Here is a 19,362-nt window from a genome sequence, read left to right as displayed (position 1 = left end):
GACAAGAGCGAGAGGAGAAGCGATGCGGCTGGCGACGATCAGGAATGGCGGCAGGGACGGGCGACTGATCCTCCTGTCACCCGACGGCAGCAGCTATGCGGAACCCGCCGTCGCCACGCTTCAGTCGGCGCTCGAACAATGGACGGACATTGCGCCAGCGCTCGCGGCAATCACTGATTTTCCGCATCCTGTCGATCCCGCCCAACTGGCCGCGCCCCTTCCGCGCGCCTGGCAGTGGCTCGATGGCTCGGCATTCGAAAGCCACGGCGCGCTGATGGACAAGGTGCTGGACATTGCGCCTGAAAAGACCGGACGTCCGCTCATGTATCAGGGCGTCTCGGATCATTTCTACGGTCCGCAGGACGATGTCCCCATGCCTGACGAGACCCTCGGCATCGATTTCGAGGGCGAGTTCGGCGTCATCGTCGATGCCGTGCCAATGGGTGTCACGTCTCAAGATGCCATGGCGCATATCCGCCTGATCGTTCAGATCAATGACTGGTCGCTGCGCGCGCTCGCCGGTCCTGAAATGAAGACCGGCTTTGGCTGGGTCCAAGCCAAGCCTGCCTGTTCCATGGCACCCTTTGCCGTGACACCGGACGAACTGGGCGACCAGTGGCGCGATGGCCGGGTTGCTATGGACCTGCTGGTCGATTGGAACGGCCAGCGCTTTGGCGCGGCCAATGGCGAAGCGATGGGCTTCGGCTTCCATGACCTGGTCGCCCACGCCGCGCGGACCCGCCATCTTGTGGCGGGCACGGTGATTGGCTCCGGCACTGTTTCCAATGCCAATTTCCGCGAGGTCGGCTCATCCTGTATTGCCGAGCGGCGCGGGATCGAGATTGTCGATGAGGGTACTGCCCGCACCGCCTTCATGCGCTTTGGCGACCATATCCGCATGGAAGGACGCCTCGCAGACGGCCGCGCGCCCTTTGGCATCATCGACCAGCAGGTCATCGCCTATCGTGGAGAACAATAATGACCGAGCTTAGCGATTCCGGCCTACCCCCGGTCCAGCGCGTTGTCACGGGTCACGATGCGGACGGCCGAGCGATCTTCAAGTCGGAAGATGTCACGCCCACCCGGATGATCCCATCGGGGGATGCCGCTTTCCTGCTTCTTTGGACGACGGCGACGGTGCCAGCCGACAATAATGACGAGACGGACGGCCGCCTGCGCGACGCCGGCCTCACCCTCAACCAGGGATCGGTGATCCGCATCGTCGACATGCTGCCGGGCAAGGAATCGCCGATGCACCGTACCAACAGCATCGATTATGGCATCGTCATGTCTGGCGAGGTTGAGCTGGAACTGGATGACGGCCGCAAGACGACGGTGCGGGAGGGCGGCGTCATCATCCAGCGCGGCACAAATCATCTCTGGCGCAACATAACCGACAGGCCCTGCCGTATCGCCTTCATCCTGATCGAGGCACCCGCTTATCGGCATGATGGCCAGCCGCTCCCGGAGGATAAGCCAGAGGACAAGCATTGATAGCCCATTTCGGTCGTCTCGACATTCTGGTCTGCAATGCCGGGATCACGGGGCGCGCCGGTTCCTTCGCGACTATCGACATGGACGATTATGACCGGGTTATGGCGGTCAATTTGCGCAGTCAGGTTCGGCTGTGCAACCTCGCCTTGCCCCATATCGCCGCAACGGGTGGCGGCGCGGCAATCCTCGTCTCCAGCCTGTCGGGCCTGCGGGGCAATGGCGTGATCAACGCCTATGCGCTAGCCAAGGCGGGGGTGGCTCAACTCGCCCGCAACCTCGCGGTCGAGTGGGGCCCGCACAATGTGCGCGTCAACGCCCTGTCGCCGGGCCTCATCCGCACCGAACTGTCCGCACCGCTGCTGGCCAACGATGTATTCATGGCGCGACGAATGCAGATGACGCCGTTGCGCCGACCGTCGGAGCGAAGCGGGCGCTGAAACTCAAGCAAATTTGGTAGATCCGATTTTTCCTTAACCAGCACCGCCGCTTGCGGGATCGAGCGCTATTTGACCTTGCGATCGACAGTAAGCTCCGTGGTTGCGACCTTGTACAGATGAAGATTGGTGACATCGTCAGCGGCGGGCACGTCCGTACGCGGGCAATCGTGATGCAGCAAAAACTGGTCGGCTCGTTCAGTTTGAACTGCTGCCGGACGCTCGGGCCAGCCTGTTGGCCTGGCTTGAACGCCGGGGCGGCACAGTGGACGATTATGTTTTTCCGAGCCGGGTCGATCATAACGGCCAACTCAGCACCCGGCACCTTAGTTATGCCGACCATGCTTGGCGGCTCGATGCTCGTGCGTTAACGTTTGCGGGCTCCCGAAGCGGCTTTTCCATCGGAAAAGCGATCGCGAACGGGGTGAATGATCCACCAAACTCGCGTGTTACGCGCATTTTTTCCAATTTCGCGAAAACATCTTGTTCCGTTTCGTAGCGATAAAGGTTCGTATAGCGGAAGCGCCTATCCTCAAAGATGGCGACAAGTTTGGAACGAGGTCGGCCAAAGGCATGACGATGAATGCGATCGAGTGAGATGCAATATTGGAAACCGTCCAAATACTTGCGTGTCCCCGATCTTTGTCATGGAGCAGTATCGACGGCACGGCGCGCGGAGAGATGACCGCAGTCGTTGTCTGGGCTGCAAACCGAAACGATAATGGGCCATAGGGCTGAGCAGTTTGATCAGCCGCAGTCGGAATGGTGCTAATTCTGACATCGGGTCATCGTAGCGTATTGACGGCGATCATTTGTCCTTCGTCCAGCCGACGGCTGCCATCATGATATCGAACAATTTGGTGTTGGCGAAGAATCCGCGAACTTTTTCTGAGCCAGGGCCTGACGCCGTGGTGATGACTTCTTCGCCGGTATGGCCGTCTTCCACGCTGATGATAGGGTTGTTTGCGAGGGTTGCTCCGGGCTTTGCGGCTTCGGTTGCATATTGTTCGGCCAATGGTGTCGACCGTTTGCCCCCACCCATGCGCAGACCAAAGCTGTGGTCGGCGGTAAAGAGAATGAGCGTATCCTTGCCGGCCACGGCGCTGACGCGGCGGATCATATCGTCCATTTCGACGACATGCTTCAGCCCGTTCGCCAGATTATCGGTGTGCATGTCCCATTCGACCATCAGGAAATAGCCTTTGGGATTGCGCGCGAGCTGGGCGATGGTGGCTTCCACGGCCGGGATTGGTGCGAAGTCGCTATCGCGCAGGACGGCCGCTCGCTTTGCGCCACGCACGATGGCGGGATCATCGCCGAACATATAGCTAGCCTGTGCGAAGGCCTGTTCCGCTGTCGTCTGTCGTTTGGCAAAAGAGGCGATGGCGTCTGACCGTCCCTTGCCGATCAATATATCAACGCCATCGCCAAAGCGGGGCGCAAGCATTTGCTTGAAAATCTCGTCCTGATTCTTGCGCGACGCAACATGGGCATAGCAGGCGGCCGGGGTTGCATCCCAAATCTTCATATTGGTGACGATGCCGGTCGAAAGTCCCTTTTCCTCGGCATATTCCAGAAAAGTTTTGACCGGGGTAACGGCTCCGTCCGCGCCCGAAGGCAATACCGATATCATTGAGCCGTTGGTCTTTTGCCCCGTCATGATCGCCGTCATGCCTGCGCCGGAATCAGTAACCCAATTGTTCAGCGCCGAAGTGTCGGACAGGCCCATATTCGGCATGGAATGGATGAAAAGCGATTGGGGGCGGTCATGCGCCATGATGCCCCCAGCGCTCAGGGTCGGCACGCCGCCCGCATCCCCCAGGAACAATATGACATTGCGCGCTTCCTGCGCCTGAACGGCGATAGCCGAACAGGCAAGCATCATACCTGCTACAACCGATGCGAGACGGCATTTTGTGGAAGGACTACGCATCATATTACTCCTTGGGACATGAGGGACAGGGCAGCGTCACGGCGTTAGAAACGCGCCCGAACACCCGCCATCAGGGTCGTGCCATAGTCGGTATAGCCCGCGAACCGATTGTCGCGGACATATTGCCACTGGACGCCACCGGCGACGTTGATCCCCTGGACGACGAATGTGACATTTGGCGTCACCTTGTAGGAAATATCGAAGTCGAGGCTGCCAAAGGCCGCGTCATTATTGGCCGCCAGACCGGCACCGCCAACGTCGCGCAACACCTTGCCGCGCCAGCTATAGCTCGCGCGCGCACCGACCGGCCCCTTTTCATAGAAGGCGGTGAGGTTGAAGCTGTCCGACGCCACATCGGTCAGGTCGTCGCGGAAGGTCGTTCCGTCCGACATGGCATAGGTGCCCTTGCTGGCCGTGTGCGTATAATTGGCCTGAAAGCCCAAGCCGTCGAAGGGTTCGGGCAGCATTTTGAACAATTGCTGATAGGCGATTTCGACGCCCGCCACATAAGCATTGCCGCCATTTTCCGGAGCGGTCAGACGATAAACCTGACCATCCAGATTGAAGCTGCGCGTCTGTTGAAAGACGAAGGTGGTAATGTCCTTGTAGAAAGCCCCACCGATCAGCGCGCTGCCGGGAGCGAAATACCATTCCAGCGTGGCGTCATATTGCCAGGCTTCAAAGGGGCGCAATTCCGGATTGCCACCAACGGCGGTCAATATCGTCGGGTTGGAATTGATCGTCAGCCGCGGGGCAAGGTCAGCCAGCGAGGGGCGGGTAATGACCTTTGACGCGGCGAGATGCATTTGCAATTTCGGCGTGAACTGCGCCACCAGGTTCAACGCGGGAAGAATATTGTCATAATTGCGTTCGAACCGCACCGGCACGGCGACCGTGCCATTGTCGGCATGGCCTGACGATGTTTGGCGGGTATGGGCGTAGCGGACGCCTGCATCGCCGCGGATCGTCATGCCGCCCAAGGGAAATTCAAATTCGCCCATGCCATAGCCTGCGATGATGCGTTCATCGATGGCATAGCTGTTGCGAAGGTCGCCGCGGGTCAGCGGCGCATTGAGCAAGGCTTCCTTGCCCGTTGCGACCTCAAGGAAACGGTCGGGATTAGGCATCAGCCAACTGTTGGGCAGGGTGCCGCCGACCCCGTCCAGAAAATCGCTGACGGGGAAGGCCTCAAAAAAGCTGGCGTCGAAGCGCCGACCCGCGATGCCGCTGGTGAAATTGATATCGCGGCGATTATAGGTGCGGTCGCGCTTTTCGATCTTCGCGCCGACGCGCAGCGCGCGGACCGCACCATCGAGATCGCGTGCGATATCGAACGTTGCGGCGCGTTGCCGGTCGAGCGAGTCGTTCACCCGATATTCGATCCGCCGTCCAGGCAAGGTTGTCGGCTCGTTGAGGTCAGCCGTCTGGAAACTGATATTGGGCAGGCGTTCCCCAACTTTGCCATAATCGAACGAGACATTGCCGACAGCGCCAAGCAAGCGCGAGCGATAAATGGGGGTGGGCGTGTTCGAATAGGCACGGCCCATGCTGGCATCAGCCATCAGGGTCCAGCCATTGGCGGTCCATTTGGCGTTGGCACCGATCAGCCAGTTTTCATATTCCAGACGGGAGGTTTCGCGCCCGATCTGCGTCGAGGTGGCGACCGTGGCGGCGGTCAGTACGCCATTTTCGACGATTGCCGTGCCCGGCACTATGGCGCGCAGGGCAGTGGCCGAGAAGTCCGTGGAATAGGTCAGTTCGTCATAGTCAATCTTGAGCTTGCTCCACAAGCCATCGACATTGAGTTCGAACCGATCATCGGGCCGCCACTGGATCGCGCCATTGAGACCGATGCGATTGCGATTTTCCCGCTCCAGCGTTGGACGGGTGCTGTTGGGTACGAGGATGGTATCACCGTCCAGTGCGCCATCGCCGTCGCTGTCGATACGGCCTTCGACCCAACCTACGCCCGTAACGCGATCTTGCCGTGTTGTGCGCTCGTCATAGACAGCCGCGACCAGCGCGCCGAAGGTGCCGGCATCATTGACCCAACTGGCCATGCCGGAAATACGCGGATCGACAGCATCGGCGAGGCGCGGCGAACTGGCGGTGGCGGACAGGGCGAAAACCGGCTTTTTCAGGTCGATCGGCCGAAAGGTCTGGAGGTTGACGGTGCCGCCAATGCCGCCTTCGGCCAAGTCGGCGCGGGGGCTTTTGATGACCTCCACCGCCGACATCAGTTCGGAGGGCAGCGTGTCGAAGCGAAACTGGCGACCGCTCTGGCCGCTATCGCGGACATTTTCGTTCACAGCGGCCGCGCGGTCGTTGAGCGTTACGACCTGAAAATTCGCGCCGAGGCCACGAATACGAACAAACACGCCTTCGCCGCGATCACGCACGATCGACACGCCAGGCACCCGCTGGAGCGCTTCTGCGATATTCTGCGCCGGGAATTTGCCGATATCCTCGGCCTTTACCACATCGACGACATTGGTGGCGGCGCGCTTTTGCGCAAGCGCGCTCGACAGGCTGGCGGCGTAGCCGGTAACGATGATCTCCGGGGTTTCCACGGGCGTCGTCAGGCCCATGTCCTGCGCGGTCGCCGCTGCGGCGACGATGAGCAGCGCGCCATTGGGTTGTTGCCGTACGACCAGTCCCTTTCCGGCGATCATGCGTTCGACGGCGGCGCGTGCGCCCATGCGACCCTGCACAGGCGTTGCCGTCAGGCCGGACACGATGGCGGGCGTGAACAATATGTCAGTGCCGGTCTGGCGGGCAAGAGTTTGGAAAGCCTGGCCGAGTGGCTGGGCCGCAATCTGCACGGATGCGGACTTTTCCTGCGCATGGGCAGGCGCGGCGCATAGTGCAGCCAGTGCGACGCCCATGGCAAGTGAAAGGCGCAGGTTGCGCGAGCGATAGATGGTCACGAAAAACATCCCCCTAGGATAGCGGCCATATCGTGCCGCATCCCCCCGACGCATCACCGGCCATCTACCTCACCCCAGGTGACGTAATTTTTTATCCGCCCAAAAGGACGGTTTCATTCACGCGCCGAACCCGGATCGAAAGCAACTGGCCTAGAGCCTGTGCCAGTGCCAGATTGTCCCCCATCCGGTACATGCCGCTGACCCGAAGATCGGCGGCACCGGGGTCGGCGATCACCAGTTTGGTTGGGCTGTAACGGTTGGCTTCGGCCACAACGAGGGTCAGGGGATCATCCTGGAAGGCGGCACGGCCACTTTGCCAGGCTTGCGTCGCTTCGAGGTCGGGACGATCAACGGGCAGCACGGCATCATCGTTGCGCGCCCGCATGCGCTCCCCTGCGTCAAGCCGGCGCGTTTTGCCGTTAAGCGCCACTTCCGCCTGTCCCGACAAAGCGGTCAGGGCAAGCCGGTTCTCTGAATCCCTGCGAAGGTCAAATTGGCCAGGTCCGGCTGCGGCAGCCCCATCATCCAGCGCAATCGTGAATGGCACAGGGGCTGGCGTGACGACCAGAGAGACGCGCCCCTGGTCGAGCCAGAGCCGCCTTCGCGATGTAGTGGCCAATACGCGAACCCGTGTCGCCGCATCGAGGAAAAGCGATGATCCTTCCGCCAGTGCGACGCGACGCTGTTCGCCGATGCCGGTTTCGTAGCGGGTTCCCGCCAGCGCAGATTGCATCGCCACGGTTCCCGCCCCGCCTACTACCAGGGTTCCGGCGCAGGCGGCCAAAATACGCCGCCGGGATAGAAGGAGGGGGCGAGCGTTCGCCTTGACCGTGGAACCGGGGACCATCGCCCATAGATCGGTGGCCTGTTCGAAGGCGGCGGCATTGCGGGGGCTGGCGGCGAGCCAGACACGAAAGGCCTCCTCGTCCGCGGCGCTACGGTCATCCGCGTTCAGCCTGGCAATCCACTCGGCGGCGGTCCGGTCAAGAGGGCGCTCGCCGTGCATGTCCAGAGTCACCAATCCTTCGTCCAGTCACCAAGGAAGGTCATCGCCTTGGCCATATGTTTCTCGACCGCGCTTTGACTGATATTCAACCGTTCCGCAATCTCTCTATATTTCAGATTGTCGATACGTTGTAGCATAAAGACTTCGCGCGTTCGGGGTGGCAAGCGCTCTATGCCTTCACTCACGCGCTTGAGTCGCGCCCTGGCGATGATGGCTTCGTCCTGCATGGGGGCGTTGTCCCACAGCCTTTCCAGAGCATCATCCCCGTCAGGGCCACCGCGCACCTTCTCCCGACGATAGGCATCCCGACCCCGATTGACCGCCGCGCGGACCAGAAATGCCTCTTCATTGTCGGGCTTGGCGGAACGGGCCGCCATGCGCACATAGGCATCATGCAGTAAATCTTCGCTATCGCTGCGACGGGTCAGGCGTTCAACCTGCGCGAGCAGGCTTGCCCAGCCGGCCCATAACCGGCTTTCTGCCATGCGTCCGATGTCACTGATGCCCTGATCGTCCATGGGCCGAGTCGGTTATCGACACCGTCATTCATTTTGATGACTGGTCCGCGTAGATTTGGTGACAATCGACGCGGATTCTCCGCTGGCTAAAGCGTGGCGCCGATCGAGCGGAGCGCCCTTACCAACGCATCCATATCATCCGCGCTGTTGAACAAAGCCGGGGTTATGCGGACGCAGGCACCACGTGCCGGTCCATCGCGCTGAACCGAAAAAATGCGATGTTCGTCGAGCAGTCGCCGGGCGATAGCGGCATTCTGGCTGGCGCTGCTGTGGCCCGTGTAACGGAAGGCGGTTATCCCACAATGCAGGCGCGGATCGGCGGGCGTCAAGATCTCCAGTCCGGCTGTGCCGCGAAGCGTTTCAGCCCACCGATCGCGCAGATAGGAGAGCCGAGCGGCGCGCGCGGGGCCGCCGATTGCATCCTGAAAATCGAGCGCGGCGGGAACCGTCAATTGCGCCGCGAAATCGACCGTGCCGGTATGGACGCGCGCATAGGCATTGGCACCGAAGGGCGGTTCATTGCCGATGTCGGGATCGATCAGGTCGATCTTCGTTTTGCGGATGTAGATGAGGCCAACACCAAGCGGCGCGCCCCACCATTTGTGCAGGTTGAAGCCGATGAAATCGGCATCCAGATCGGCTAGAGAAAAGTCGATCTGGCCCCAGCTATGCGCGGCATCGACGATGGCATCGACGCCCCGCGCGCGGGCCATGGCCACAATCTCCCGGACGGGGATGACCAATCCGGTACGATGGCTAAGATGCGTCAACAGGATCAGGCGAACGCGCGGATTGGCCTTGAGCGCCTGCTCATAGGTGTCGATCAGCCCCTGGTGCGTCGCCGGTTCGGGAAGGTCGATGCGGACGACATCCACATTCCTGCTCTGTTTGAGCGAACCGAAACAAGCCTGCATGCTGTCATAGTCCAGATCGGCATAGAGCACGGCGTCGCCCGGCCGCAGCCGGTTATAGCCGCTGATCAGGCTCTTAAGCGCTTCGGTCGCATTGCGGGTGAAGGCAATTTCCTGCGGATCGGCACCCAATTTGGTTGCGACGCGGTTGCGTATGGCGATCAGATCGGGGGTCAGGCCACGCCGGGCATAATAGCTGGTGGCGCGATTGACCTGCCGGACTTTGGCCTCATAGGATTCCAGCACCGGGCGGGCCATCATGCCCCAATTGCCGTTTTCGAGCTGGATGATGTCAGGCACCACATCATACTGGGCAGCGACCTTGGCCCAATGGCTTTCGTCATCAGGCCGGACGGTCGCCACCACCGGCAGGGCGGCATCGATCCGTCCTGCCAGCGGGGCTGCCGCCGTTGCCATCATCATCTGTCTGCGACTGATATCCATCGGGCCATGCTATCCGATCAGAAGGTCACACCCAAGCGAACATAATATTGGCCGCCATCGGTGTCGAACGGGGCGTTGCGCGAGTAGATGAGGCCGCGCACTGCCTGGTTGGTGGCTTCGTCTGGATAGGTGTCGAAGATATTTTCCGCGCCCGCCCGGATCGAGATGTTATCGGTCAGTTGCGCGCTGGCCGACAGGTCGAACAGCACCATGGAACCAAAGCGCTGGAAGATGTCGCCGGTCGCGTTGCCGCTGACATCGGTCCATTTGCCATAATAGCGGGCACGGCCCTGCAGACCGAACCGGCCGATCGTGTAGCCGAGCGACGCCGTGCCATTATGCTTGGGCAGCCGTTCTTCGAAGATGATCCGCTGGGTTTCGTTGGCAATCGCGGCGGAGGTGCCGCTCGTCACCTTGGTCTGGTTGTAGTTATAGGCGAGGCTGAGGTCGGCCTTGCCCGGTCCGACCTGCTGCGCATAGGCCAGCACGACGTCAATGCCGCGGGTGCGCGTGTCGAAATCGTTGGTGAAATAGGTAACGGCGGTGAAACGCTGGGGATTGGGTAGGGTCGCGGGCACGGCGAAGGAGCGCGACTGGCCAAAGCGATCGCGCAGCTTGATCTGATAAAGGTCAATGCTACCGCTCAGGCCGAACTCGGACTGGAATGTCAGACCAGCGGTGATGGTGCGCGACTTTTCCGGGGTCAGCGGCTGGGCGCCCAGCGCGATGGCAATCGGGTCGCTTGGCGACAGGCGGCCCGTGTTGAAAATCTGGAGCGTCTGCGTATCCAGGCCCTGGGTCGTGTTGACGGCGTTGAGCTGCGCCGGCGTGGGGGCGCGGAAGCCCGTGGAATAGGTGCTGCGGACAGCTACCCCCTTGACCGGCTCCAGCCGCGCCGAAAGCTTGTAGTTGAACGTATCGCCAAAGGCGGAGAAATCCTCATAGCGACCCGCCGCGCCGAGGGTCAGCGCTTCGATCGGACGGACTTCAATGTCCAGATAGCCGGCATAGCTGGTCTGCGACCATTCGCCCGCGGTAAGTGGGTTGAAGCCGGGGAAGCCGTTGCTGTTGGGCGCAAGGCCAGTCGCCGCGCCTGGCCCGATTGCGTAGGAGGCAGGGTCGCCCGGACGAATGCCGTAGATTTCCTTACGCCGTTCCGCGCCAAAAGCGATGTTGGCAGGCTCGACCAGTCCCAGTGGCAGGCGATAGACGAAATCAGCATTCAGGTTGAACTCGCTCTGCCGCAAACGGCCAAGGTAGAAGCTGGTCGGGCTGAGCGGGCCCAACGAAGCGTTCAGCGATTCGGACATGCTATAATTGATTCTGCTGCGACCGGACGAAACGCTCAGATCGTAGGTGAACTGATCGCTGATCGCGCCACGAAGGCCGCCATCGGCTTGATAATCATCATATTGGGTGGCGAAGCGGGGCGTGAAGCCAGTGGGATAAACGCTGTTGAAGCTGAAGCCGGGGAAGGCCGCGCTGGGATTATATACGTTGCCGGTGCCGACTGGATTACGCCAGTTAAAATCGGTCACGCCCTCGCCATTGCCGACCGTGCCGAAGGCATAAGCCGTGACGGCGTCGGAAAAATCATAATGGGCGTTGATCGCCCCGCGGACGGAGCGCAGGTCGGGCTGGCCCCAGCGCTGGACCGGGTCGGGTACGGTGAGGGTTGGATTGGCGGCCTGGAACGCAATGGCGTCGGGGCGCTGGCGGGTGCGGGAGGTGGCATCCGATTTGGAAAATTCGCCGGTGAAGACGATGCTGCCGCGATCGCCCAGAGCCAGGCCGCCTTGCGCGCCGGTTTGATAATTGGTGCCATCGCCCTCATAATATTGCGAATATTGGCCGAAGGCCTCCATGCCCGGTTGATCGTCGAGGATGATGTTGATGACGCCGGCGATGGCGTCGGAGCCATATTGCGCCGATGCGCCGTCGCGCAGCACTTCAATGCGTTTGATTGCCAGATTGGGGATGGTCGCCAGATCAGCGGCCTGGGCACCCCGGCTGCCGAGCAGGGCGGAGCGGTGATAGCGTTTGCCATTTATCAGGACCAGCGTCTGGTCGGCGGAAAGGCCGCGGAGCGTTGCGGGGCGGACAAAGGCCTGGCCATCCGCTGCAGGTAAACGCTGGACATTGAACGACGGCAAAAGTTGCGCTAAGTTGCTGGAAAGATCATTTGAAATACTGTTGTCGATAGACTTTGACGATAGAACGTCAATGGGTGCCAGCGTATCGAACTTGGTGCGCTTTGCGTCGCGTGTTCCAGTAACAATGATGGAATCGCCATCATTGATAGTGGAGTCGAGCGGCTGGCTATCCTGCGCAAAAGCAAAAGCGCACGCCGAAAACTGCAGCGCGATTACCGCACCGCTGGTTAAGAATTTCATGATGATCCCCAAAGGCTTGATCGATATTATGGTATGACCGCGCCTCTAGTTCGCATACATGACAATTCCGCGTAGTGAACGGGGAATTTTATCGCGGAGGAAAAGGGGTGGTACGGGCGGGGGGACTTGAACCCCCATGGGCAAAGCCCGACGGATTTTCTTACCCGCTACGGCTTTCGCCGCCGCCCGGAGGGGCGTTTGTGGTCTGGACTATCCCTTCACCATGCCCCGGCAGGCCGGGGCGCAGGTGCTGCCCGTCTAGTCTCTACACCTTCCTGAAAGCGGACTTTCAGGCTTGGCTCGGGATTGCCATGTTAAAGGTTTCCCCGAATTTGAGCAGTTCTACGTCACAGATTTCCCTGTGCGCACTCAATGATCTAAGTCCGTTGCGTCTACCGATTTCGCCACGCCCGCATTACCAAGGCTGGCTATAGTCGGGAGGATCGGCAGAGCCAAGCGCGATTTGATGGTCAGCGCCGGGCGACGTAATCGTCAATCCTCATGATCGGCATTCAACCGTTCACGCATTTCCTTGCCGGGTTTGAAATAGGGGACGCGCTTGGCGCTGACCGGCACCTGTTCACCGGTGCGCGGGTTGCGTCCGGTTCGTGCGTCGCGGGCGCGGGTAGTGAAGGCGCCAAAGCCGCGCAGTTCAACACGACCGCCCGATGCCAGTCGATCGACAATCTCCTTGAAGAAGAGATCGACGATTCGCTCGACTTCCGGGAGCGTCAGGCCCGGATTTTCGTCAGCCAGTTTCTGGATCAATTCCGAACGGATCATCGAATTCCAGAGCCCCCTGATTTTTCCCTGCCTAATCATAGGGCTTTTACAGGGCGTTGACAATCGCGCAGGTCGGGGATTGTTTCGATACGGAAAGGATATGAAAAGCCCGCCGGGATGATGATCCCGGCGGGCTTTTCCAATTATTCGACTTTGACGAAAGGGCTTAGCCTTCTGTCTTGGCCTTGAGCGCTTCGCCCAGAATGTCGCCCAGCGACGCGCCGCTGTCGGACGAACCGTATTGCGCGACAGCCTGCTTCTCTTCGGCGATCTGCATCGCCTTGATCGAGAAGGTGGGCTTCTTGGCACGGTCGAAGCCGGTGATCATGGCGTCGAACTTCTGGCCGATCTGGAAGCGTTCCGAACGCTGCTCGTCACGGTCACGACCAAGGTCGCTGCGCTTGATGAAGCCGGTGGCACCATCGTCGCCAGCCTGGACTTCCAGGCCGCCGTCGCGGACTTCAAGAACGGTCACGGTGACGATCGCATTCTTGTTGAGGCCAGCAGCAGCAGCGGTCGTGCCGCCAGCGGCCGGACCACCACGCTCAAGCTGCTTCATGCCGAGGCTGATGCGCTCCTTCTCGACGTCGATGTCGAGAACGACAGCCTGAACAGCCTCGCCCTTGCGGTGCAGCGCCAGTGCGTCTTCGCCCGAAATGCCCCACGCGATGTCGGACATGTGAACCATGCCGTCGACGTCGCCGTCCAAGCCGATGAACAGGCCGAACTCGGTCGCATTCTTGACTTCGCCTTCGACGGTCGAGCCGATCGGGTGACGTTCGGCAAAGCTGTCCCAGGGATTGCTCTGGGCCTGCTTGAGACCGAGCGAGATGCGGCGCTTTTCGGGATCGACTTCGAGGACCAGAACTTCGACTTCCTGGCTGGTCGAAACGATCTTGCCGGGGTGGACGTTCTTCTTGGTCCAGGACATTTCGGACACATGGACCAGGCCTTCGATGCCGGCTTCCAGCTCGACGAACGCACCATATTCAGTGATGTTCGTGACGCGGCCCGACAGCTTGGCGCCGACGGGGTATTTGGCCGATGCGCCTTCCCATGGATCGCTCTCAAGCTGCTTCATGCCGAGCGAGATGCGCTGCGTGTCGCGGTTGATGCGGATGATCTGCACCTTCACGGTGTCGCCGATGTTGATCATCTCGTTGGGGTGGTTGATGCGCTTGTAGCTGAGGTCAGTGACGTGCAGCAGGCCATCGATGCCGCCCAGGTCAACGAACGCACCATAGTCGGTGATGTTCTTGACGACGCCTTCGATGATCTGGCCTTCGGCCAGCGTCTGGATGAGGCCGCTGCGCTGTTCGGCGCGGGTTTCTTCCAGAATGGCGCGGCGCGACACGACGATATTGCCGCGACGACGATCCATCTTGAGGATCTGGAAAGGCTGCGGAATGTCCATCAGCGGGGTGACATCGCGCACGGGGCGGATGTCGACCTGCGAACCGGGCAGGAAGGCTACGGCGCCGTCGAGATCGACGGTGAAGCCACCCTTGACGCGGCCGAAAATGACGCCTTCGACGCGAGCGCTCTCGGTGAACTCGGCTTCCAGCTTGTCCCAGGCGGCTTCGCGGCGAGCGCGGTCACGCGACAGCATGGCTTCGCCATGGGCGTTTTCGACGCGATCGACATAGACTTCGACTTCGTCGCCGACCTTGATGTCAGCCTTCTGACCGGGCATTGCGAATTCGCGCAGCGGCACACGGCCTTCGGACTTCAGACCTACGTCGATGACGGCCAGGTCGTTTTCGATGGCGGTAACGGTGCCCTTGACGACGCGGCCTTCGAAGCCGCCGTCCTCGCCACCGAGGGAATCATTGAGAAGCGCGGCGAAATCGTCGCGCGTGGGGAATGCCGTAGAGGCCATGGTTAGTCCTTCACTCATCATTGCTGGCCAACCGGTTGTATCCGATGGTCTTTGGCCAAACTGTCCCGAACGCCTCATGCGGCCGGGACATCCGTTACCGCAAAGGCATTTGCAGACGCGCAGACGAGAAAAGCGAAAAGGGCGTGCGGAATACCGCACACCTTGACGGGTCAGCCTCTGGAGCGACCTTCAAGCTGGGCGTCCACAAGCGCAATCGCCTGGCGGACGGCCGCGTCTATAGACAAATCGCTGGTGTCTAGCAAGTCCGCACCATCGGCGACTTTGAGGGGAGCATGGTCGCGGCTCATGTCGCGGGTATCGCGCGCCTGGATGTCGGCGATCAGGCTGTCCATGTCAGGATGGCCGCCATGCGACAGCGCATCCTGATAGCGGCGTTGCGCGCGGACATGGACGCTGGCGGTGACGAACAGCTTGGCATGGGCATCGGGCGCGATGACGGTGCCGATGTCGCGCCCGTCGAGGATAGCGCCGCCTGGTTGCGTCGCGAAATCGCGCTGTCGCTTGACGAGGGCGTCACGCACCGCCTGATGCACGGAAACGCGCGACGCGAGGCTGCCGACCGCCTCGCTGCGCAGGGCGGGGTCGTTTAGCGTTTCATCGTCAAAGGCGCAGGCGGCCAGCGTGTCGGATTCGATGTCGGGATCGCCGCCTGCTTTCAGCACGGCGAGGCCGACCGCGCGGTAGAGCAGGCCGGTGTCGAGCACGGGCAGGGCGTAATGGCGACCAAGTGCCTTGGCGATGGTGCCCTTGCCCGATGCGGCGGGGCCGTCGACGGCGATGATCATGCGGATTTTCTTTTCATGGCTTTGACGAGGCCCAGCAGGGCGATGAGGGTCCAGACGATTTCCAGCGCCATCGACGCCAGGTTGAAATGTACGGTTAGCGACCAGATGAGCAGCAGCGAACCGACAAGGTTCAACAGATTGAAAAAGACAAAGTTCATCTGCTTGGCGATGTTGCTGTAGGCATAAGCGACGACCATCATGGCGCTGCCCGCGAGGCCGATGATGTTGGCCCAATCGAAGGTCATGCCATCGCGCCCAGCGTCTGGAGCAAAGCCGTGAAGGTCGGGAAGCTGGTGGCGACCGGGCGCATGTCATCGATCGTCACGCCATCGCGCGACACCAGGCCCGCGACGGCGAAGCTCATGGCGATGCGATGGTCGAGTTTGGTGGCGGTCGGCCCGCCGCCTTTGAGCGGTGCGCCGCCGCTGCCCTCGATGATGAGGCCGTCCTCCAGTTCCTCGACAGCAACGCCGATCGCGCGGAGGCCCGCCGCCATGGTGGCGATGCGGTCGGATTCCTTGACGCGCAATTCGTCCAGTCCGCGGAAGATGCTGCGGCCCTGCGCCAAGGCAGCGGCGATGAAAGCGACGGGATATTCATCAATCATGCTGGGTGCGCGGGCCGGGTCTGGCTCGACACCCTGAAGGGCGGAAGCGGTGACGATCAGGTCGCCCACAGGTTCCCCGCCGACTTCGCGGGCGTTGATGACCTCGATGGAGCCGCCCATTTCGCGCAGCAGGTCGATGAGGCCTGCGCGCGTGGTGTTGAGGCCGACATTGGCGATCGTCACTTGCGACCCCGGCACCAGCAGCGCGGCGACCATCGGGAAGGCGGCGGAGGAGGGGTCGCCGGGTACGATAATCTGCTGCGGTTGCAATTCCGCTTCGCCGACCAGCGTGATGATGCGGGTGCCGTCGGCTTCCACTTCGACCGTCAGGTCAGCGCCGAAGCCGCGCAGCATCCGTTCGCTATGATCGCGGGTCGGGATCGGTTCGACGACGCGGGTGATGCCCGGCGTGTTGAGGCCCGCGAGCAGGATCGCCGACTTCACCTGCGCAGAGGCGACGGGCAGGCGATAGTCGAGCGGCACGGCGGGGCAGGCACCGCGCATCGTGAGCGGCAACCGGCCGCCGGGGCTGGTGGTGAAGCTGGCACCCATCTGCGCCAGTGGATCAGTGACGCGCGCCATGGGCCGCTTGCTGAGCGACGCATCGCCGATGAAAGTGGCGGTCAGATCATGGCTGGCGAGCAGGCCCATGAGCAGGCGCGTGGACGTGCCGCTATTGCCCATGTCGAGCGCGCCCTCCGGCTGGAGCAGGCCGCCGACGCCGACACCGTGGATATGCCAGATGCCATCGGCGTCGCGCTGAATGTCCGCGCCCATCGCGCGCATGGCGGCGGCGGTCGCCAGCACATCCTCGCCCTCCAGCAGACCTTCGACGCGGCTTTCGCCCACGGCAAGCGCCGACAGCATCAGCGATCGGTGCGAAATGCTCTTGTCCCCCGGCACGGTCACGCTGCCCGAAAGCGCGGGTGCGGCGGTGAATGTCATCGGGCGGGGCAGTTCGGCGGCAGCGGTCACGGTTCGTCCAGTCTGGTCTGGCGGGAAAAAATGCGCCCGGCTTTTGACAGCGCGCTTGGGCTATGGCAAGGCGCGCGACGTTTCGTGGGCAACAGCCGTTGCGCCGCGTAAAGTCTATTTGAGCATCTAAAAAGGAACAGGCCGGACATGGTGAAGGCTGAATGGGGCACGAAACGGACCTGCCCGAAATGCGCAACCCGCTTCTATGATCTGGGCAAGGACGATCCGGTCGTCTGCATCAACTGCAACGCGGCCTGGGAACCGGAGCCGGTTCTCAAGTCGAAGCAGCCGCTTCCTTATGAAGAAGCGCCCAAGAAGGTCATCGAGACCGCTGACGGCAAGCTGGAAACGGCCGACGATGATCTGGACCTGGATCTGGACGTCGATGATGATGGTGATTCGCCGGACAATGACGTCGATCTGGGCGGTGACGACGACCTGGGTGTCGAAGCCGCGGGCGACGACGATAGCGATGACAATTAACTGATTTTTGTTCTTGCCAACGAGGTTGCTGCGACTTAATGGCAGCGACCTCGCAAGCGCCAACCCAAGGGCGCTTGATGATGGTGACGGGGCCTTAGCTCAGCTGGGAGAGCGCCTGCATGGCATGCAGGAGGTCAGCGGTTCGATCCCGCTAGGCTCCACCATCCTTATATTCGACCGGCGGCCTGGTTCCTCATGGAGCCAGCCGGACAGGGTTCGATCCATGCGGCGGGCCATTGGTGCCATGCCCAAATGGGGCCTTAGCTCAGCTGGGAGAGCGCCTGCATGGCATGCAGGAGGTCAGCGGTTCGATCCCGCTAGGCTCCACCATTTTCCGACATCGATGATGTTCTGGCTGGCGCGGCATAGCTGCGTCTTGCCGATGCGACGCGCACGCTTTCTATATTGCCCGCACGACGAAAAACGGCGCCCCTTTCGGAGCGCCGTTTCGTGTTTCAGCCTCAGCGCAGATCAGCGCTTGTCGACGGGCACATAGTCGCGCTGCGTCGGGCCGGTGTAGAGCTGGCGCGGGCGGCCGATCTTCTGCGCTGGGTCGGAGATCATTTCGTTCCACTGCGCCACCCAGCCGACGGTGCGGGCGAGAGCGAACAGCACCGTGAACATCTCGGTCGGGAAGCCGATCGCCGACAGGATCACGCCCGAATAGAAGTCCACATTGGGGTAGAGCTTCTTTTCGATGAAATAGGGATCGTTGAGGGCGATCTGCTCCAATTCCTTGGCGACGTCGAAGACGGGATCGTTAACGCCCAGCTTCTCCAGCACGTCCTTGGCGGTCTTCTGCATGACCGTCGCGCGGGGATCGTAATTTTTGTAGACGCGGTGGCCAAAGCCCATCAGGCGGAACGGATCGTCCTTGTTCTTGGCGCGGGCGATATATTCCGGGATCTTATCGACGGTCCCGATTTCGCGCAGCATGTTGAGCGCCGCTTCGTTCGCGCCGCCATGCGCCGGACCCCAGAGGCAGGCGATGCCGGCTGCGATGCAGGCGAAGGGATTGGCACCCGACGAACCGGCCAAGCGCACGGTCGAGGTCGAGGCATTCTGCTCATGGTCGGCATGGAGGATGAAGATCTTGTCCATGGCGTCCACGATCACTGGATCGGGGATATATTCTTCCGCCGGAACCGAGAAGGTCATGCGCAGGAAATTTGCGGTGTAGGACAGGTCGTTGCGCGGATAGACGAAGGGCTGGCCCACCGAATATTTATAGGCCATCGCCGCGATCGTCGGCATCTTGGCGATCAGACGGTGGCTGGCGATCTTGCGCTGCACCGGATCGTTGATGTCGGTCGAGTCATGATAGAAGGCCGACAGGGCACCGACCACACCGCACATGATCGCCATGGGGTGCGCGTCGCGACGGAAGCCGCGATAGAAAGTGGTGAGCTGTTCATGCACCATCGTGTGGCGCGTGATGGTGGTGATGAAGTCTTCCAGCTCGGTCTTGGACGGCAGTTCGCCGTTCAGCAGCAGGTAGCAGACTTCCATGAAGCTGGATTCTTCGGCCAGCTGGCCGATCGGGTAGCCGCGATGCAGCAAAACGCCTTCGTCGCCATCGATATAGGTCAGGCCGGATTCGCAGCTCGCCGTCGAGGTGAAGCCCGGATCATAGGTGAACATGCCGGTGTTGGCGTACAGCTTGCGAACGTCGATGACCTGGGGGCCGACCGAACCGTCCATGACGGCATAGTCTTTCGTCGCTCCTCCGACGGTCAAAGTGGCATTATTATCCGACATATTGTTCTCCT

The 19,362-nt window shown here is 61.3% G+C and carries 16 protein-coding genes, 2 tRNA genes and 1 pseudogene; 7 read left to right on the top strand and 12 right to left on the bottom strand.

Features of this window, described 5'->3' with window-relative positions:
• Positions 1-22 precede the first annotated feature (22 nt).
• From J2W40_RS03490 to J2W40_RS03475, 4 genes and pseudogenes are all read left to right on the top strand, one after another.
• Positions 23-979: a fumarylacetoacetate hydrolase family protein gene (locus tag J2W40_RS03490; RefSeq protein WP_310222012.1), complete on the top strand. Its 957-nt coding sequence runs from the start codon at positions 23-25 to the stop codon at positions 977-979.
• The gene (locus J2W40_RS03485) at positions 979-1,494 is read left to right on the top strand and encodes a cupin domain-containing protein (RefSeq protein ID WP_310222011.1); all 516 of its coding nucleotides are present in this window, start codon (positions 979-981) and stop codon (positions 1,492-1,494) included. Before J2W40_RS03490 ends, J2W40_RS03485 begins: the two co-directional genes overlap by 1 nt.
• Positions 1,491-1,931, top strand: a complete 441-nt coding sequence (locus J2W40_RS03480; RefSeq protein ID WP_310222010.1) for an SDR family NAD(P)-dependent oxidoreductase — start codon at positions 1,491-1,493, stop codon at positions 1,929-1,931. Before J2W40_RS03485 ends, J2W40_RS03480 begins: the two co-directional genes overlap by 4 nt.
• Positions 1,868-2,277: pseudogene (locus tag J2W40_RS03475) on the top strand (tyrosine-type recombinase/integrase); the annotation flags it as partial. The gene J2W40_RS03480 and the pseudogene J2W40_RS03475, both read left to right, overlap by 64 nt.
• Before the next feature lie 459 nt (positions 2,278-2,736).
• Here J2W40_RS03475 and J2W40_RS03470 read toward each other — a convergent pair.
• From J2W40_RS03470 to aroA, 11 genes are all read right to left on the bottom strand, one after another.
• Positions 2,737-3,813, bottom strand: a complete 1,077-nt coding sequence (locus tag J2W40_RS03470; protein WP_310222009.1) for an alkaline phosphatase — start codon at positions 3,811-3,813, stop codon at positions 2,737-2,739.
• A gap of 92 nt (positions 3,814-3,905) precedes the next feature.
• Entirely contained in the window at positions 3,906-6,797 is a 2,892-nt protein-coding gene (locus J2W40_RS03465; protein ID WP_310222008.1) for a TonB-dependent receptor, read from the bottom strand.
• A gap of 82 nt (positions 6,798-6,879) precedes the next feature.
• On the bottom strand, positions 6,880-7,794 hold the full coding sequence (locus J2W40_RS03460; RefSeq protein ID WP_310222007.1) for a FecR family protein: 915 nt from the start codon (positions 7,792-7,794) through the stop codon (positions 6,880-6,882).
• Positions 7,795-7,802: 8 nt separating this feature from the next.
• Positions 7,803-8,312: an RNA polymerase sigma factor gene (locus J2W40_RS03455; RefSeq protein ID WP_310222006.1), complete on the bottom strand. Its 510-nt coding sequence runs from the start codon at positions 8,310-8,312 to the stop codon at positions 7,803-7,805.
• Positions 8,313-8,398: 86 nt separating this feature from the next.
• The gene (locus tag J2W40_RS03450) at positions 8,399-9,646 is read right to left on the bottom strand and encodes an aminotransferase class V-fold PLP-dependent enzyme (protein WP_310222005.1); all 1,248 of its coding nucleotides are present in this window, start codon (positions 9,644-9,646) and stop codon (positions 8,399-8,401) included.
• Between the two features lie 38 nt (positions 9,647-9,684).
• Complete coding sequence (locus tag J2W40_RS03445) at positions 9,685-12,060, bottom strand: TonB-dependent receptor plug domain-containing protein (protein WP_310222004.1); 2,376 nt, start codon at positions 12,058-12,060, stop codon at positions 9,685-9,687.
• A gap of 492 nt (positions 12,061-12,552) precedes the next feature.
• Positions 12,553-12,843 carry an integration host factor subunit beta gene (locus J2W40_RS03440; RefSeq protein WP_037480067.1) on the bottom strand — a complete coding sequence of 97 codons (291 nt, stop codon included), beginning with the start codon at positions 12,841-12,843 and terminating at the stop codon, positions 12,553-12,555.
• A gap of 166 nt (positions 12,844-13,009) precedes the next feature.
• Positions 13,010-14,722, bottom strand: a complete 1,713-nt coding sequence (gene rpsA / locus J2W40_RS03435; RefSeq protein WP_037480069.1) for a 30S ribosomal protein S1 — start codon at positions 14,720-14,722, stop codon at positions 13,010-13,012.
• Between the two features lie 170 nt (positions 14,723-14,892).
• Positions 14,893-15,528 carry a (d)CMP kinase gene (gene cmk / locus J2W40_RS03430; protein ID WP_310222003.1) on the bottom strand — a complete coding sequence of 212 codons (636 nt, stop codon included), beginning with the start codon at positions 15,526-15,528 and terminating at the stop codon, positions 14,893-14,895.
• The gene (locus J2W40_RS03425) at positions 15,525-15,773 is read right to left on the bottom strand and encodes a CBU_0592 family membrane protein (protein ID WP_037480075.1); all 249 of its coding nucleotides are present in this window, start codon (positions 15,771-15,773) and stop codon (positions 15,525-15,527) included. Before J2W40_RS03425 ends, cmk begins: the two co-directional genes overlap by 4 nt.
• Positions 15,770-17,080 carry a 3-phosphoshikimate 1-carboxyvinyltransferase gene (gene aroA / locus J2W40_RS03420; RefSeq protein ID WP_409050337.1) on the bottom strand — a complete coding sequence of 437 codons (1,311 nt, stop codon included), beginning with the start codon at positions 17,078-17,080 and terminating at the stop codon, positions 15,770-15,772. The genes J2W40_RS03425 and aroA overlap by 4 nt, the downstream gene beginning before the upstream one ends.
• Positions 17,081-17,257: 177 nt before the next feature.
• Here aroA and J2W40_RS03415 point away from each other — a divergent pair, with 177 nt between their 5' ends.
• The 3 genes from J2W40_RS03415 to J2W40_RS03405 all read left to right on the top strand — a co-directional run bounded on the left by J2W40_RS03415 (position 17,258) and on the right by J2W40_RS03405 (position 17,923).
• Positions 17,258-17,593: an FYDLN acid domain-containing protein gene (locus tag J2W40_RS03415; RefSeq protein WP_037480080.1), complete on the top strand. Its 336-nt coding sequence runs from the start codon at positions 17,258-17,260 to the stop codon at positions 17,591-17,593.
• Positions 17,594-17,681: 88 nt separating this feature from the next.
• Positions 17,682-17,757: transfer RNA gene (locus tag J2W40_RS03410), tRNA-Ala, on the top strand.
• Positions 17,758-17,847: 90 nt separating this feature from the next.
• Positions 17,848-17,923, top strand: a tRNA-Ala gene (locus J2W40_RS03405).
• A gap of 141 nt (positions 17,924-18,064) precedes the next feature.
• Here J2W40_RS03405 and J2W40_RS03400 read toward each other — a convergent pair.
• Positions 18,065-19,351 (bottom strand): citrate synthase, encoded by a 1,287-nt coding sequence (locus J2W40_RS03400; RefSeq protein WP_310222001.1) that lies wholly within the window; start codon positions 19,349-19,351, stop codon positions 18,065-18,067.
• Positions 19,352-19,362 lie beyond the last annotated feature (11 nt).

The organism is Sphingobium xenophagum, from assembly GCF_031457465.1.
Taxonomy (GTDB): domain Bacteria; phylum Pseudomonadota; class Alphaproteobacteria; order Sphingomonadales; family Sphingomonadaceae; genus Sphingobium; species Sphingobium xenophagum_A.
This window is presented reverse-complemented; position numbering and strand designations above follow the sequence as displayed.